This window comes from Pseudomonas sp. Irchel 3E13 (assembly GCF_900187455.1).
Classification (GTDB): domain Bacteria; phylum Pseudomonadota; class Gammaproteobacteria; order Pseudomonadales; family Pseudomonadaceae; genus Aquipseudomonas.
On the sequence record NZ_FYDX01000009.1, the window covers coordinates 1 to 14,786 of the forward strand.

Genomic DNA, 14,786 nt, shown 5'->3' on the forward strand with positions numbered 1-14,786 from the left:
TTGGCTGGCTGAAAGAGAACCGCCGCATCGTGACACGCTTCGACAAGCTCGCAAAAAGTTATGCCGCCATGGTCTCACTGGCTTGTTCTATGCGGTGTTTGCGACATCTCTTTTCGTACAGAGCCTAAGCGCTTGGGCTTAACCTTGACTTCCAGAGCTTACTCCCGATAACGCCTACCCTGTCATTTTTCCGTCTTTATCGAACGAGTACAACTTTCCATCAATTTCTACCTTTGCGTCCGTAATCAGCGAACCATTACCCTCAAACACTACAGGTATTTCTCCCCGAGGCAACCTGAAAGAATCAAAAATAATGCGACTCCCCGAGCGAGGTTGAAGATTAGCGAAATACCACTTCTCATCAATCTGGAACCAGCCGGTAACCATCTCTCCCTCTTTAAACTTATCACTCATATAACCCTTCGGACTGAGATAGTACCAAATCTCCCGGCGGTCACCCGCTGTATAAATACCAAAATTAGTTTGTGTCGCCTCATCCCCCAACGTCCCGTAACCGTAGTAGTCATTCAACCACCCGGTAACCATCTCTCCCTCCTTGAATGTATCTTTTGCCTTAGGGCTAGCAAAATATGATTTCCCGTCAGCCTTGAACCAGCCCGTCACCATCTGCCCTTCCTCACTGGCGTAATACCATTTCCCCTGATATTTGAACCAACCCGTTTGCTTCTGGCCTTTGACCAGGTAGCAATAATATGGACCCTCTTGGAGCCATCCCGTTGTAGCTTTATTGAAGGAAGGAAGATCGACAATATCCCAAAATGCCCGCACAGAATATGCCGTATCATAAAATTTGGTATAACTCGTCCACAGTTTTAAAGCTTTTTGGGAGTCATAATTCCTCGTTCTTTTGCCTTCGACAAGCTTTGTTACCTTCGCATATGCCTGGCTACGCCCTTCTTGGTACGTTTTCATCACATGAGCAGCATAGACCGGCGGCAGCGTGACCAGATCTGCCTCGAAGTAAATTTGATACTGTTCAGCATCCATCTTGATTCGTGGGTGCGTTCGCGCGTTCCTCTCCATAAACTTCAAGAACTGCACATGCGCACATGCGATTGTAGTAAACATTGGCAGCTCTATTACCTTCCTCGATGATTTCTGGCACAGGGAAACCAGCTCATTGTACTTATTATTAATATCGCCAGCATATTTGACATTGGCCGCCTGGATTTTTTCATTTCGCCCCGCACCCTTCTTATTTACGGAGTTTTCAAATTTTACTTGTAGATCCATGAGCGCTTTCCACGCTTGACGTATGCTATCAATGTCATATTCATCTATTTTATCGTCCATCATAACAGCCATATCTGCCACTAGCTGCGACATCATCTGATCTTGCGGAGGAACGTTTTCTGGCCATAGCAGACCCAGCATGGGCGAGATAAATATACCTCCATATGGAATAAGGGCTGTAGACCCAATAGCCAAGGTTCTGAGCGTGTTATTGTAGTTTCCCGTTTGAGAGTCCTTCCAAGCCTCAAGTAGTACATTACCTCCCAGGGCAACGACCCCTTTTGCTTTCTCCCCTTTAATAAGGTCCTTATTGAGTATTTCGATCGTCCCATCTTTGAAAATCTTAATCATGCCCTCAAGCTCAGCACTGCTATCTGACTGCTGCCTTTCCCCTGTGTTTTCAGCAACAAAACGATCCATGTGTTCCATGTTGCACGCCCCTCTCCAAGTAAATGACTTCGTGATCCGTGAAATTAGATAAGACTCGAAGGTACCCACTTGATAGTAGGCTTACCGCCGCACACGCCATATAATAAAAAGCAATTTAGGACATTATTTTTTATAAAGAATGGTTAGCTCATCTTTTTGCCTGTCAGCACTTACCTGACAACCCTAAATGGATGCGGAGATGCGGCTTCGCCGCCACCATCGGCACGATGAACAACCTCGGCACGCTCTCCCGCCTGCTCGAAAACCTCATCCGCCTCGACACCATCGCCGAGGTGCAGCACACACCGCCCAGGGTCAAAGTGCGCAGCGGCGGGATCACCACGACCTGGTTACCGTGCCGGCCTGCACTGCCGCACGTACAGCGACGGCGCGGTCAGCGAGTACGACAGCGTGGCGCACCACTGAACGTGAGCCTGCCAGCCTGCGCCACCACCCACCTGGACAGCCCGGGTGGCCTGCACATACCCACGAAGGCGACTACACCCAGACCGGCAACCAGACCATCACCGGTATGGTGACGGTCAGCAATGACGTGATCGCCGCCGGCATCAGCCTGGTGAAACACCCTCATGGCCAGGTCACCCCGGGCAATGGCCAAAGCGGAGCACCAGTGCAATGAGTCGCCACAACGGCGGTAACTTCAACGAGCCGGAGCACATCACCCAGTCCGCGGAAGACACCCTCACCACCCGCCTCGCCCGGCGCGAATACGGCAGCCCTGTTACCGGAGCTGATCGATCAGCCCCAGAACGACGTCACCCGCCTTCGCCTGTTCGCCGCCACCGCTATCGCCCTGATGAATTGGGACCACGGATTCGCCTCTCGCGGGTGCAGTTCTTTCTGACGGATCTTTCGGGCCGCGCCGAGCTGGACCTAGGCTCTGTATGAAAAGCCTTGATACTCGGTGATGCTGCGTTGAAAACAGCCTCGGAATGCTCATTTACAACCCGTAAACGTCGAGCGCGACCCCGGCCGTTACTCGGCTGTTTTCGCCTTGCCTGACCTTCGTCTCAAGGCTTTTCATACAGAGCCTAAGACCCCTTCAGAACGTCTGCCCCAAATTCAGATAAACCGCCTTCTCATCTTCGCTGTTGAAGCCATAACTGAAGCTCAGCGGCCCCAACGGTGTATCGAAACCGACGAAGACACTCGCCGCGTTGACATAACCGCTGTCGAATTCATTGTCGTTGTTCCAGACTCGCCCGCGTTCCAGCGAGCCGCCCAGGTACAGCGGGAAGTCCAGCGGCAGGTAGGCGCGTGGGGTCAGGCGGCGGTAATACACCATGCGCATCAGGCTCAGGTTCTGCCCGGACAGCGAGTTCTGGCGGAAGCCCGAAAGCTGCCGCGGCCCACCCATCACCATGCTCGACACCACCACGTCGGCATCGTCCAGCGTCCGTCCATAACGCCCGCCCAGCACCCAGGTGTTCGGGCCGCTGCTCAGTGCCTTGTCCAGCTTGAAGTCCCATTGCCGGTAGCGTTGATCGGAACCGAGGTCCGGTTCGAACTGGCGCAGGGTCAGGCGGATGTCTTCGCCGCTATGGGGGAAGTAGACGTTGTCCAGAGTGTCGAAGGAGTACTTCAGCTCGTAGAAACCTTCGTTGAAGTTGACCTTGGGCAGGTCCTGGTCGCCGATTCGCACCTCGGCCTTGCCCCAGGCCTGGCCTACGCCGAAGCGCACTTCACCGCTGTTGCCAATCTGCCGACCGAGGTTCAGGCCGAAGCCGTAGCGCTCCAGGCGGTATTCGGCGACGGGGTCGTTGTCCAGCGTCGCCTCGATGTTCTGCGAGCCGAGGTTCAGGTACGGTGCGACGAAATAGCGCGAGCCGGTATCCAGCGGCTGGTAGAACTCGCTGTACAGCTCCTGCACATCACCAATCTGTGCTCGGGTCAGCCATTCCGCGCCGAGCCTGTTGATGCCGTTCACCCGGTAGCTGGCGCCGAGGTTGAAAGCGCTGTCGCCGCGCATGTCGTCCGAGAGGTTGAGGCCCAGGCGCAGGTAGTCGGTGCCGCCGCGGCGACCGCGGGCGTTGATTACCAGGGTGTTGTCCTCGCCTTTGTGCACCACGCGGTACTGGACCCGGTCGAAGTAGTCCAGGCCGTACAGGGTGCCCATGTCGGTCTGCAGGCGGTCCAGTTCCAGCGGCTGGCCGACGGGTTGGCGGATGTAGTAGCGGATCACGTCGTCGCTGACCTTGGAGTCGTTCTCCACTTTGATCGCGGTGATCACCGGGGTCCGTTGCCCTGGCGAGCGGGCCACCGCCAGTTCGGCGCCGCTGCCTTCGACGTGGCGCAGGGCGGCCAGGCGAGGTCCGAGAATTTGTGTCGCGCGGTAGCCGGCTTCGACCATTTCCGGGGCGCGCCCGAAGTCGGTGACGCCGAAGCTGGCCAGTGACGGCTGGATCAGTATGTCGTCGCGCTTGAGGGCGGCCAGTTGTTCTTCGGAGTTGCGGCGGGTCATCAGGGTGATGGACTGGTTGAGCACATCGACAACCGTCGCCAGTTGTTTACGGTTGCGCAGCGGCGTGCCGATATCGACGACGATCGCCACGTCGACACCCATTTCCCGCACGATATCCAACGGGATGTTGTCCACCATGCCGCCATCGACCAGCAACCTGCCCTCCAGCTCGACCGGGGCGAACACCGCCGGGATCGACATGCTGGCACGAATCACCTGGGGCAGGTGGCCGCGGCTGAACACCACTTTTTCACCGCTGGCGATGTCGGTGGCCACGGCGCGGAAGGGGATCGGCAATTTGTCGAAGTCGCGGGTATCGCTGGTGTGGGCCAGCAGGCTTTCCAGCATCAGCGCCAGGTTCTGGCCCTGGATCACCCCTAGCGGCAGGCCGAGGCTGCCGTCGTCGCGGAAGCTGATTTTCTGTTTGATCAGGAAGTCGCGGTCGTCCTGTTTGCGGCGGAACGGGACGTCCTTGCGCGGCGGCGCATCGGAAAGGGCCTGCTGCCAGTCGATCGACAGCGCCAGTTTCTCCAGTTCCTCGATCTTGTAGCCGGAGGCATACAGCCCGCCGATCACCGCGCCCATGCTGGTGCCGGCGATGGCGTCGATCTTCACGCCCTGTTCTTCCAGCGCCTTGAGCACGCCGATATGGGCCAGCCCGCGGGCGGCACCGCCGGACAGCACCAGGCCGACCTTGGGCCGGGTAGCGCCAGGCTTGGCGGTCTCGGCGGCGAACAGGGAAAGGGACGTGGACAACAGCAGCAGACAGAGCAGCAGGCGGCGCATCGTGGCTCTCGGAGCGAAGGGCAAAGACCGCTAGTATAAGCGCCACACATTTTGTTTGAGGTTGTTACCGTGAGCGCGCCGAAGCCGGAAATTGTCATCACCTATTGCACCCAGTGCCAATGGCTGCTGCGCGCGGCCTGGCTGGCCCAGGAACTGCTCAGCACGTTCAGCGACGAGCTGGGCCGCGTGGCGCTGGAGCCGGCCAGCGGCGGTACGTTCCGCATCACCTGCGATGGCGTGCAGATCTGGGAGCGCAAGGCCGACGGCGGCTTCCCGGAAGCCAAGGTGCTCAAGCAGCGGGTGCGCGACCAGATCGACCCCGAGCGCGACCTCGGTCACAACGACCGCTGAGTTTCAGCTTTGCCCGGCGGCGGCCTTGCGAGGCTGAGCGCTGGCGGCGAGGCGACTGGACACCACGATCGCCAGGATAATCAGCGCACCGCCCAGCAGCATGCGCGGGGTGGGCGTCTCGGCGAACAGCAGCCAGGCCATGGCGATGCCGTAGATCGGCTCCATCGCGAAAACCACCGCGGCGGTGCGCGCCTTGATCACCGCCAGCGAGGCGACGAACAGGCTGTGGGCGACTCCGGTACAGAAGACGCCGAGCAAGGCGATCCACAGCCAGTCCATCGCTGGCACCTCGGCCAGGCCCGGCGCCGCGAACGGCAGCAGGCACAGGGCGACCACAAGGTTCTGGCACAGTGCCGCTTGCACTGCCGGAATGCGCCCGGAGCCGGCGCGGTTGGTCAGTGACAGCAATGAGAACAGCAGCCCCGAGAGAAGCGCCCAGAGCAGGCCGCCGGTGGCCTCGCTGGCCAGATTGAATTCCGGGGTGACCAGCACCAGACCGATGCTCACCAGCGCCACCAGCACCAGCTCATTGCCGCGAATCCGCTCGCGGAACAGCAACCCTTCGAGGATCACCGTGAAGGCCGGGAAGCTGGCGAAACCCAGGGTGGCGATGGCCACGCCACCAACCTTGACCGCGATGAAGAAGCTCACCCAGTGCCCGGCCAGCAGCACGCCGCCGAGTGCCAGGCGGCGCCAGTCCTGAGCCTGTAACGTCCGCCAGGCCGGGCCGGCGAGGCGGGCGAACAGGCCGAGGGCGAGCACCGCGAAGGCGGCGCGGCCGAAAACGATGATCGAGGGCGCGGCGCTGGCGAGCTTGCCGAAAACGCCGGTCAGGCCGAAAAACAGCGCGCCGATATGCAGGGCGCCGAGGGCGGTGCGGTGGTTCATGGGAATCCTTGATGAGCAGGCGACAGCGTGGCCAGTGTAAGGCGGGCCCCGCCGGGGTGTCTGTCGCGATCCTCGCGTCAGTTGTCGCCAGACTCGCGGCGCAGTGCACCGGGGCTGCGACCGAAGGCCTTGAGCATGGCGGCGGCGAAGGCGCTCTGGGAACTGTAGCCGACCTGGCTGGCGATCTCGCCGACCGGCAAGGACGTGGCTTGCAGCAATTGCCGCGCACGCAGCAGCCGGCGCTGGCGAATGTAGTCCATCGGCGTGATGCCGCGCTCGGCGATGAAGCGGGCATGCAGGCGTGCGCTGGACAACCCGGCCAGCCGCGCCAGGTCGGCGACCTGCAGCGGATAGGCCGCGTACTGCTCGATATGGGCGTCGAAGGCGGCGTAGGGCAGTTCGCGCTGGACCGGGCTGGCGCTGACGCCGGCATTCAGGCTGGCGAGCAACAACACCGCGCCCTGGCGCGCGATCAGCGGGTCGCTCACGGGGCTGAGGGCCAGCCAGTCCACCAATTGCTGCTGGCGAGTGTCCAGCAGCAGCGGGCCGGGCCGTTCCAGCAGGCGGTGGCAGTCACCCGCATGCGCGCCGAGGCTGCTGGCCAGCCAGTTGTCGGCGGGCACATCCAGCACCAGGCAGTGGCTGCCGGTCTCGCTGCCGCAGGTGTGGTGGGCGCCGGCGGGCACCACCATCAGGTCCTGACGCTCGACCCGCGCGCCGCGTCCGTCCACTTCGAAATCCAGGCGCCCGCGCAGGCCGAACACCAATTGCGGGTGCTCGTGGCTGTGGGCGATCAGGTCGTCGCGGTAGTGGCGCAGGGTGAGGATCGGGCCGCAGCTCATGGCGAGGGTCCAGGCGGGTGAAAGGCGCCAGTTTACTCTCGCCGCGGCTGTCATGGGACTGCCGCATGGCTGTCATGTTCGATTAACCGCCGACTGGCAAGCTCGCCCAAAGTCTGCCGGAGCCCCGCCCATGACCAGTGCCGCGTTGATCAAACCCTCGCGCAAGCAGCGCGTACGCACCCTGTGGATTTCCGATGTGCACCTGGGCACCCGCGACTGTCAGGCCGAGCACCTGTCGCAATTTCTCAAGCGCTATCACGCCGACCGGATCTACCTGGTCGGCGACATCATCGACGGCTGGAAACTGCGCGGCGGCATGTATTGGCCGCAGGCCCACACCAACGTGATTCGCCGCCTGCTGACCATGAGCAAGCGCGGCACCGAGGTGATCTACGTCACCGGCAACCACGACGAATTCCTCCGGCGTTACTCGAAACTGGTGCTGGGCAACATTCATCTGGTGGACCAGGCCGAACACCTCACCGCCGACGGCCGCCGCCTGCTGGTGATCCACGGCGACCAGTTCGACGTCATCACCCGCTATCACCGCTGGCTGGCCTTTCTCGGCGACTCGGCCTACGAATTCACCCTGACCCTCAACCGCTGGCTGAATCACTGGCGGGCGCGCTACGGCTATGGCTACTGGTCGTTGTCGGCGTACCTGAAACACAAGGTCAAGAGCGCGGTGAACTTCATCAGCGACTTCGAGGAAGCCATCGCCCGCGAGTGCGTGAAACAGGGCTTCCACGGGGTGGTTTGCGGACACATCCATCACGCCGAAATCCGCAAGGTCGGCGAGATCGACTACTTCAACTGTGGCGACTGGGTGGAGTCCTGCACGGCGCTGATCGAGCACTGGGACGGCCAGATCGAGCTGTATCGGCTGGCGGATGACCAAGCGCGGCAGGCCGAGCTGGAAGCCTCGCGGCTGGCGGAGTCCGTGCAGGGCTGATTTCAGTCGGATGCCTAGAAGCTCACCTTCCCCAGCAGCATGTCGCGGTACATCGCGAAATCTCCCAACAGGCTGTAGAGCGGATAGCTGAAGGTGGCCGGGCGGTTCTTCTCGAAGAAGAAATGCCCGACCCAGGCAAAGCCGTAGCCGGCGAACGGCACGGCCAGCAGCAACAGCCACTTGCCGCTGCCGATGGTGTAGGCGAGCAGCGCAATCACCAGCGTGGTGCCGACGAAGTGCAAGCGCCGGCACGCGGGGTTGCTGTGCTCGCCCAGGTAATAGGGATAGAACTGCTCGAAGCTGTTGAAACGCTGCAGATTGTCCACGGCTTTAGCCTCCCTGTTCTTGTAAGTTTGCAACCTATAGGGCGTGGAGCCTGAACTGAGTCTAGAGTCAGTAGCTGTATCAGCAAGTGACAATAGGCGCCACTTTAGTATCCTTTGCGTCTCCCCAAAACCTGAGCCCGCCATGAACGAGAGAACCACGTCAGCAAGCTGGGCCTCCGGGATTGTCAAAGCGCTCGAGCTTGAAGGGCTCGACTGTCCTGGCCTGTTTCGCAAGCTCGGCCTGGACTTCGCCGCGTTGGATGACCCTGACGCGCGCTTCACCCAGGACTCGATGACCCGTCTCTGGCAACTGGCCGAGGAATTGTCCGGCAACCACGCCATCGGCCTGAACATGGCCCGGGTAGTGCGACCGGCGTCGTTTCATGTGGTGGGTTATGCGCTGATGTCGAGCCGGACCCTGGCCGAGGGCTTCGAGCGTCTGGTGCGTTACCAGCGGATCATTGCCGAAAGCTCCGACCTGAGCTTTCACCTCGGCCCGGAAGGCCATGCCCTGATTCTTACCGTCCACGGCGACCATCTGCCGCCGACCCGACATAGCTCCGAAGCGTCGCTGGCCTGCGCGTTGTCGTTGTGCACCTGGTTGAGCGGGCGGGTGATCCAGCCACGGCGGGTGCTGATTCAGGGCCCGCAACCCCACGATATCGAACCCTACAAGACGGCATTTCACTCGCCGCTGGTGTTTGGCGCGCCCTATGACGCGCTGATCTTCGATCCGCAAGACCTGCAGGCGCCGCTACCCACCGCCAACGAGGCAATGGCGACCCTGCACGACCGCTTCGCCGGGGAATACCTGGCGCGTTTCTCCGAAAGCCGGGTGACCCACCGCGCTCGCCAGGTGTTGTGCCGGGTGCTGCCGCAGGGCGAACCCAAGCGCGAACTCGTGGCCCAGGCGTTGCACCTGTCCCAGCGCACCTTGCAGCGTCGTTTGCAGGAGGAGGGCACCAGCTTCCAGGCCCTGCTGGATGACACCCGGCGCGAACTGGCCGAGCAGTACCTGGCCCAGCCGGGTATGACCCTGCTGGAAACGGCCTATTTGTTGGGATTCGCCGACCCGAGCAATTTCTTCCGGGCCTTTCGCCGCTGGTTCGATGTCACCCCCGGCGAATACCGCGCCCGCCGCCACGGACTGAACCAGCCCGAGGCGGCGCAAGCGCCGGTCAGTGACGCCAGAACGCCGGCATACATAGAACCAGCACAGTAATGATCTCCAGGCGGCCGAGCAGCATGCCGCCGGCAAGGATCCACTTGGCGGCGTCCGGCAGGGTGGCGAAGTTGCCCGCCGGGCCGATGGTCTCGCCAAGGCCGGGGCCGACGCCGGACACGGTGCTGGCGGCGCCGGTCAGCGCGGTCATCCAGTCGACGCCGAGCAGCGACAGCAGCAGGGCGATCACGCAGATGGTGATGGCGAAGAAGAACGAGAAGGTCAGGATCGAGCGGACGATCTCTTCGTCGAGACGGTGACCGTTGTATTTCTGCTTGATCACCGCCCGCGGGTGGATCAACTGGTTCAGCGAGGCTTTGAGCAGGATGTAGGCGACCTGAAAACGGAAGATCTTGATGCCGCCCGCGGTCGAGCCCGAGCAGCCACCGATGAAGCCCAGGTAGAAAAACAGCATCAGCGAGAAGTTGCCCCACAGGCTGTAGTCGCCCAGGGCGAAGCCGGTGGTGGTGACCACCGAGGTGACGTTCAGTGCGACGTGGCGCAGGGCGTCGAGCCAGTGCAGCTTGGTGGTGGCCCAGTACCAGGTGCCGAGCACCAGCCAGGTCACCACCAGCAACAGCAGCAGGCCCTGGACCTGCTGGTCCTTGATCAGCGCCTTGCGGTTGCCGCGCAGGGTTGCCACGTAGAGGGTGAACGGCACGCTGCCGCAGATCATCACCACCACCGCGACCCAATGCACCGCCGGCTGTTGCCACTTGGCCAGGGACAAGTCCGAGGTGGAGAACCCACCGGTGGAAATCGCCGACATGGCGTGGTTGATCGCATCGAACGGGTTCATGCCCGCCAGCCAGAAGGCCAGGCCGCCGACCGCGGTGATGCCGATGTACACCAGCACGATGGACTTGGCGACCATGTGCGAACGCGGCATGACCTTCTCGGAGCGGTCCGACGACTCGGTCTGGAACAGGCGCATGCCACCGATGCGCAGCAGCGGCAGGATCGCCACCGCCATGCCGATGAAGCCGATACCGCCGAGCCAGTGCAGCAGCGAGCGCCACATCAGGATCCCCGGCGACATGCTGTCCAGGCCGCTGAGCACCGTGGCGCCGGTGGCGGTGATGCCGGACATGCTTTCGAAGAAGGCGTCGGTGTAGCTGATGTGCTGGGTCAGCAGGAACGGCAGTGCGGCGAATATACACACCACCAGCCAACTGCTGACGGTCAGCAGGTACATGTCCCGCGGGCGCAGATGCACGTGTTCCGGCCGGCCGGGAATCACCAGCGCGAGGCCCGCGATGAAGGTGATGAGGCTGGACCAGAGGAACGACGGCATGTCGCTGGTGCGTTCGAAGATGACCAGCGTCGCCATCGGCACGACCATGCTGACCGCCAGAGTGATGAGGAAGATGCCGATAATGAAACCGATGATCCTTAAGGTCGGCAACGCCATGTGATCTGCTCTGACTCGAAACGGAAGGGCGCCATTCTACCTGCGGGCCTTTTTAAGTAAACGTCGCTGTGGTGTTTGATCGGCAGGGCACTAGAATGGGCCCTCATTTTTCGACCTGGAGGGTAGCCGATGGAGGCTCTCGACGTTTTGCTCAACCGTGTTTCCGTTCCGCGCCTGACGGACCCGGCGCCCAACGCCGCCCAGCGTGAAGGCCTGTTCCAGGCGGCCTTGCGTGCACCGGATCACGGCCAGTTGCGGCCTTGGCGTTTCCTCACGGTCGAAGGCGAGGCGCGGGCCCGTCTGGGCGAGCTGTTCGCCGAAGTGGTCGCGCTCAAGGGTGATGCTACCGAAGCCGCCCTCGACAAGGCGCGCGCCATGCCACTGCGGGCGCCGCTGCTGGTGCTGGTGATTGCCCGGACCCAGGAACACTTCAAGGTGCCGGTGTCCGAGCAGGTGCTGGCGGCGGGGTGTGCCGCCCACGGGATTTTGCTGGCGGCCCATGCGCAAGGCATCGGCGCGGTGTGGCGGACCGGCGAGATGGCCTACTCGGCGCATGTGGCCAAGGGCCTGGGTCTGGAAGCGGGGGAAGAGTTGATTGGCTTCCTGTACCTCGGCACGCCAATGGGTGAGCCGCGGACTGCGCCGGTATTGAAGACCGAGGACTTTGTCAGCGCCTGGGGCTGATTTCCGGGCTCATCGCGACGGCTAGGCGTGCCGAACCGTCGCGAACGCTACAAATCAGGCACCCCCACCCGCCTGAACCGGCAATACCAGCGTCGCCACAAACCCGCCCTGCGGGTGGTTGGCCAACTGCAAACTCCCGCCATGCCGCTCCGCCGCCCGCCGCGCAATCGCCAGGCCCAGACCATGCCCCGGCGCACTCTGCCCAGGTGCACGGAAAAACGGCTCGCCCAACTGCTCCAGATGCTCCGGCGCCACGCCCGGCCCGTGATCGCGCACGCTGATGACGATCCGCTCGCCCTCCTGTAATGCCGTGACCTCGATCGGTCGACCTTCCGGACTGAAGCGCAAGGCATTGCGCAGCAGGTTGTCCAGCGCCCGCTCCACCATCGTCGGCCAGCCCTGAAGCGTGAGGCCCGGGGCGTCCTGGATCTGGATCTCCTGCTCCGGCGCGCTCAGTTGCGCGTCCTTGCACACGCTGTTCAACAGCGCATTGAGGTCGACGGGCTCGGCGTGGGCATGCTCGGCATCGACCCGCGCCAGCACCAGGATCTCGCTGATCAAGGCTTCCAGCCGGTCGCACTCGCGGGTCAGGCGTGGCCAGTAGGTTTCCCGTTGTTCCGGTTCCGCTCGCTCGGCCAAGGCCAGGGCGATGCGCAACCGTGCCAATGGCGAACGCAACTCATGGGAAACGTCGCGCAACAATTGGCGCTGGCTGCCGATCAGGCTTTGCAGGCGTGAGCCCATGCGGTTGAAGTCGTTGGCCAGAACGCCGAATTCATCACGACGGCTGGCCAGCCGCGCCAGGCTGTTCTGCTGGTAGCTGGCCTGGCCGAGGTCATGTACCGCACCGCGCAGGCGACTGAGCGGGCGGGTAATGGACAGCGTGACCAGCAGGCTGAACAGGGTCAGCACCACCAAGGTGATGCCCAGTGCACTCAGGGGCCAGATCAGGCTCTCGCGGTGCCAGGCATCCAGTTCGGGATGCGGGATGCGATAAATCAACAGGTAGGTAGTGCCGCTGCCGGGGCTGGTGTATTCCTCGGTGAGGCGGCGCCAGGGCAGCGGGCGATCGTCATTGCCTTGCCGCGCTTCGAACACCGCCGCCCGGCGCGGGAACGTACCCGGTACCACGGCTTCGCCGGCCTCGTTGAGCACCTGCGTATCGATGTGGTAGCGGTGTTTGCGTTGTTCGAGGTAGCGCTGGGCGATTTCCGGGCCTTGCTGCTCGTAGCGCTCTGCCCAGTTTTTCGCCAGAACGTTGAGTCCCGGATGACGACTGAGAATCCAGGCGTCCTGGTTGAGTGTGTGCCCGAGCAGGATCGACAGACCGGCGACCAGGGCGATGGCGAGCCAGAAGCTGGCCAGGATACGCCAGAACAGTGAACGCAAGGGCAATCCCTCTAATGACAGAAGCCCGGCCTGCGTGAGCAGACCGGGTGGGGACGGTGTGACAGCTTACTGGGCCTTCTTGCCGTTTTCAGCTTTCCAGGCCTGGAACTGTTGCCATTCGGCGCGGCGTTCCTCGCGTTTTTTCTGCAGTTCGTCGAACTGTTTCTGCTGCTCTGGCTTGAGCAGGGCGCGAATGTCTGCCTGGGTCTTGTCCTGTTTGGCCTTGAGCTCGTCCTTCATGGCTTTCTGCTCGGCGGCCGGCAGTTTGTCCAGGTAGCGCTGGGTGACATCGCGGCGGTTCTTCATTTCTTCGCCCATCAGCTTGCCAACTTGCTGGCGCTGCTCGCGGGACAGGTCCAGTTGGGCGAAAGGCGCGTCACCGCGGTGGTGCTCGCCGTGGCGTGGACCTGGGCCGCCTTCGGGCATGGCCATGGCGACGGTGGGCAGGGCGGCAGCGAACATCAGGGCGATAAGGGTCTTGCGCATGGTGTCTCTCCTATCTGTAGGCCGGTCGTTACCGGATGTGGCCAGTCTATGGAGATCAAGGTCAGCGGCGGTCAGCCAAGGGTAAAGCCTGGGTAAAGACCGCCGGGAACCTGACTGACACAGCGCTTACAGGCTGTAGTAGTAGCCGCGGCTGCGCAGCGCGACGATGCGCGGGCGGCCGTCGGGGTGGGGGCCGATCTTCTTGCGCAGGTTGCTGACGTGCATGTCGAGGCTGCGGTCGTAGAGCGTCAGCTTGCGGCCCAGGGCGATCTGCGCCAGTTCCTGCTTGTCCAGCGGCTCGCCGGGCTGGCGGAGCAGGGCTTCGAGGATGCGGCTTTCGGAGAGGGTCAGGGTCAGCTCGCGTTCGTCGATCTCGACCACGCCACGCGCCGGGCTGAAGTTCAGGTCGCCAATTTCAAGCTGGCTCGGTGCTGCGGGGGCATGGCTGCGGCGTAATACGGCGCGCAGGCGGGCGGTCAGTTCGCGAGGGTCGCAGGGTTTGGCCAGGTAATCGTCGGCGCCCAGTTCCAGGCCGAGGATGCGGTCCAGTGGTTCGCCGCGGGCCGACAGCATCAGCACCGGCAACTCGGGGTGCTCGCTGCGCAACTGCTTGAGCAACTCCAGGCCGCTGCCGTCGGGCAGCATCACATCCAGCACCACCGCTGCCGGAGCCTGTTCGGCCAGGGCTTTGCGGGCGCTCTGGCCATCGTGGCAGGCACGGACCTGGAACCCTTCCTGGCTCAGCCAGTGGGCGAGCAACTCGCAGAGTTCCTGGTCGTCGTCAATCAGTAACAGCTCACTCATGTCTCACTCAATTCAACCATTGCTTGCGCCTTCTGTGGCTACCGCTGACAAAGATACCGCAGAGCACGGCGATCAGGGTGACCGCGCTGCCGATCACGAACCATTGCTGCTGATCGGTCAGCAGTTTAGGGGCCGTGCTGGCCTGAGACTCCTTGAGCATCAGCTTGAGGCGCTGGTTTTCCTGGCGTAGTCGGCCCAGTTGCGCGTTTTCGCGCTCGCTGTCGGTATTTTGCAGTTGCTGGGTCAGTGCTTCGCGTTGAAGCTCGCTCTCTTTCAGTCGCTGCTGCAACTCGGTGATCTGGCTGCCCGCACTCAGCGACAGCGGTGTGGCCTCTTCGGCCTGGGTGAACGGGCTCAGCAACAACAGGCACAGCAGCATGGACAACGGACCTTGACGCATCGGAACTCCTGTAATTCCAGTCGAGTGTTCAGGGTGTTGTCGGCCGCGCGATGAGAATAATGAGCAACTGCCCCGATTAA

The 14,786-nt window shown here is 62.2% G+C and carries 15 protein-coding genes and 2 pseudogenes; 7 read left to right on the forward strand and 10 right to left on the reverse strand.

Annotated features, from left to right (window positions below; genetic code table 11):
• Positions 1-128, forward strand: a pseudogene (locus CKW37_RS16545) (IS5/IS1182 family transposase); the annotation flags it as partial.
• 46 nt (positions 129-174) lie between these two features.
• On the opposite strand, the gene CKW37_RS16550 reads toward CKW37_RS16545, so the two are convergent.
• The gene (locus CKW37_RS16550) at positions 175-1,683 is read right to left on the reverse strand and encodes an insecticidal delta-endotoxin Cry8Ea1 family protein (RefSeq protein WP_095156798.1); all 1,509 of its coding nucleotides are present in this window, start codon (positions 1,681-1,683) and stop codon (positions 175-177) included.
• Between the two features lie 227 nt (positions 1,684-1,910).
• On the opposite strand from CKW37_RS16550, the pseudogene CKW37_RS16555 reads away from it, so the two are divergent.
• Both CKW37_RS16555 and CKW37_RS16560 read left to right on the forward strand, forming a co-directional pair.
• Positions 1,911-2,323, forward strand: a pseudogene (locus tag CKW37_RS16555) (phage baseplate assembly protein V).
• Positions 2,320-2,592, forward strand: a complete 273-nt coding sequence (locus CKW37_RS16560) for a baseplate assembly protein (RefSeq protein WP_371864296.1) — start codon at positions 2,320-2,322, stop codon at positions 2,590-2,592. The pseudogene CKW37_RS16555 and the gene CKW37_RS16560 overlap by 4 nt, the downstream one beginning before the upstream one ends.
• A 154-nt stretch (positions 2,593-2,746) precedes the next feature.
• Here CKW37_RS16560 and CKW37_RS16565 read toward each other — a convergent pair whose 3' ends face one another.
• Positions 2,747-4,951, reverse strand: coding sequence for a patatin-like phospholipase family protein (locus tag CKW37_RS16565; RefSeq protein ID WP_095156799.1), 2,205 nt, complete (start codon positions 4,949-4,951; stop codon positions 2,747-2,749).
• A gap of 69 nt (positions 4,952-5,020) precedes the next feature.
• On the opposite strand from CKW37_RS16565, the gene CKW37_RS16570 reads away from it, so the two are divergent.
• Positions 5,021-5,302 carry a SelT/SelW/SelH family protein gene (locus CKW37_RS16570; protein ID WP_095156800.1) on the forward strand — a complete coding sequence of 94 codons (282 nt, stop codon included), beginning with the start codon at positions 5,021-5,023 and terminating at the stop codon, positions 5,300-5,302.
• A 3-nt stretch (positions 5,303-5,305) separates the two neighbouring features.
• On the opposite strand, the gene CKW37_RS16575 is transcribed toward CKW37_RS16570, so the two are convergent.
• A complete protein-coding gene (locus CKW37_RS16575) occupies positions 5,306-6,190 on the reverse strand; it encodes a DMT family transporter (RefSeq protein ID WP_095156801.1) in 885 nt (294 codons plus the stop codon).
• A 77-nt stretch (positions 6,191-6,267) separates the two neighbouring features.
• Positions 6,268-7,032 (reverse strand): helix-turn-helix transcriptional regulator, encoded by a 765-nt coding sequence (locus CKW37_RS16580; protein WP_095156802.1) that lies wholly within the window; start codon positions 7,030-7,032, stop codon positions 6,268-6,270.
• Positions 7,033-7,162: 130 nt separating this feature from the next.
• Between CKW37_RS16580 and CKW37_RS16585 the strand changes: the two genes are divergently transcribed.
• Complete coding sequence (locus tag CKW37_RS16585) at positions 7,163-7,984, forward strand: UDP-2,3-diacylglucosamine diphosphatase (protein WP_095156803.1); 822 nt, start codon at positions 7,163-7,165, stop codon at positions 7,982-7,984.
• A 14-nt stretch (positions 7,985-7,998) separates the two neighbouring features.
• On the opposite strand, the gene CKW37_RS16590 is transcribed toward CKW37_RS16585, so the two are convergent.
• A complete protein-coding gene (locus tag CKW37_RS16590; RefSeq protein WP_095156804.1) occupies positions 7,999-8,310 on the reverse strand; it encodes a DUF962 domain-containing protein in 312 nt (103 codons plus the stop codon).
• 142 nt (positions 8,311-8,452) lie between these two features.
• Here CKW37_RS16590 and CKW37_RS16595 point away from each other — a divergent pair, with 142 nt between their 5' ends.
• The gene (locus tag CKW37_RS16595; RefSeq protein ID WP_095156805.1) at positions 8,453-9,532 is read left to right on the forward strand and encodes an AraC family transcriptional regulator; all 1,080 of its coding nucleotides are present in this window, start codon (positions 8,453-8,455) and stop codon (positions 9,530-9,532) included.
• Here CKW37_RS16595 and CKW37_RS16600 read toward each other — a convergent pair.
• Positions 9,489-10,943, reverse strand: a complete 1,455-nt coding sequence (locus CKW37_RS16600; protein ID WP_095156806.1) for a TrkH family potassium uptake protein — start codon at positions 10,941-10,943, stop codon at positions 9,489-9,491. The genes CKW37_RS16595 and CKW37_RS16600 overlap by 44 nt on opposite strands.
• A 129-nt stretch (positions 10,944-11,072) precedes the next feature.
• Here CKW37_RS16600 and CKW37_RS16605 point away from each other — a divergent pair, with 129 nt between their 5' ends.
• Complete coding sequence (locus tag CKW37_RS16605; RefSeq protein ID WP_095156807.1) at positions 11,073-11,627, forward strand: nitroreductase family protein; 555 nt, start codon at positions 11,073-11,075, stop codon at positions 11,625-11,627.
• Between the two features lie 54 nt (positions 11,628-11,681).
• Here CKW37_RS16605 and CKW37_RS16610 read toward each other — a convergent pair whose 3' ends face one another.
• The 4 genes from CKW37_RS16610 to CKW37_RS16625 form a co-directional block, all read right to left on the reverse strand.
• Positions 11,682-13,022, reverse strand: a complete 1,341-nt coding sequence (locus tag CKW37_RS16610; RefSeq protein ID WP_095156808.1) for a HAMP domain-containing sensor histidine kinase — start codon at positions 13,020-13,022, stop codon at positions 11,682-11,684.
• A gap of 60 nt (positions 13,023-13,082) precedes the next feature.
• Positions 13,083-13,502 carry a Spy/CpxP family protein refolding chaperone gene (locus CKW37_RS16615; RefSeq protein ID WP_095156809.1) on the reverse strand — a complete coding sequence of 140 codons (420 nt, stop codon included), beginning with the start codon at positions 13,500-13,502 and terminating at the stop codon, positions 13,083-13,085.
• A gap of 126 nt (positions 13,503-13,628) precedes the next feature.
• A complete protein-coding gene (locus tag CKW37_RS16620; protein ID WP_095156810.1) occupies positions 13,629-14,306 on the reverse strand; it encodes a response regulator transcription factor in 678 nt (225 codons plus the stop codon).
• Positions 14,307-14,313: 7 nt separating this feature from the next.
• A complete protein-coding gene (locus CKW37_RS16625) occupies positions 14,314-14,706 on the reverse strand; it encodes a translation initiation factor 2 (protein ID WP_095156811.1) in 393 nt (130 codons plus the stop codon).
• Between the last annotated feature and the right edge of the window lie 80 nt (positions 14,707-14,786).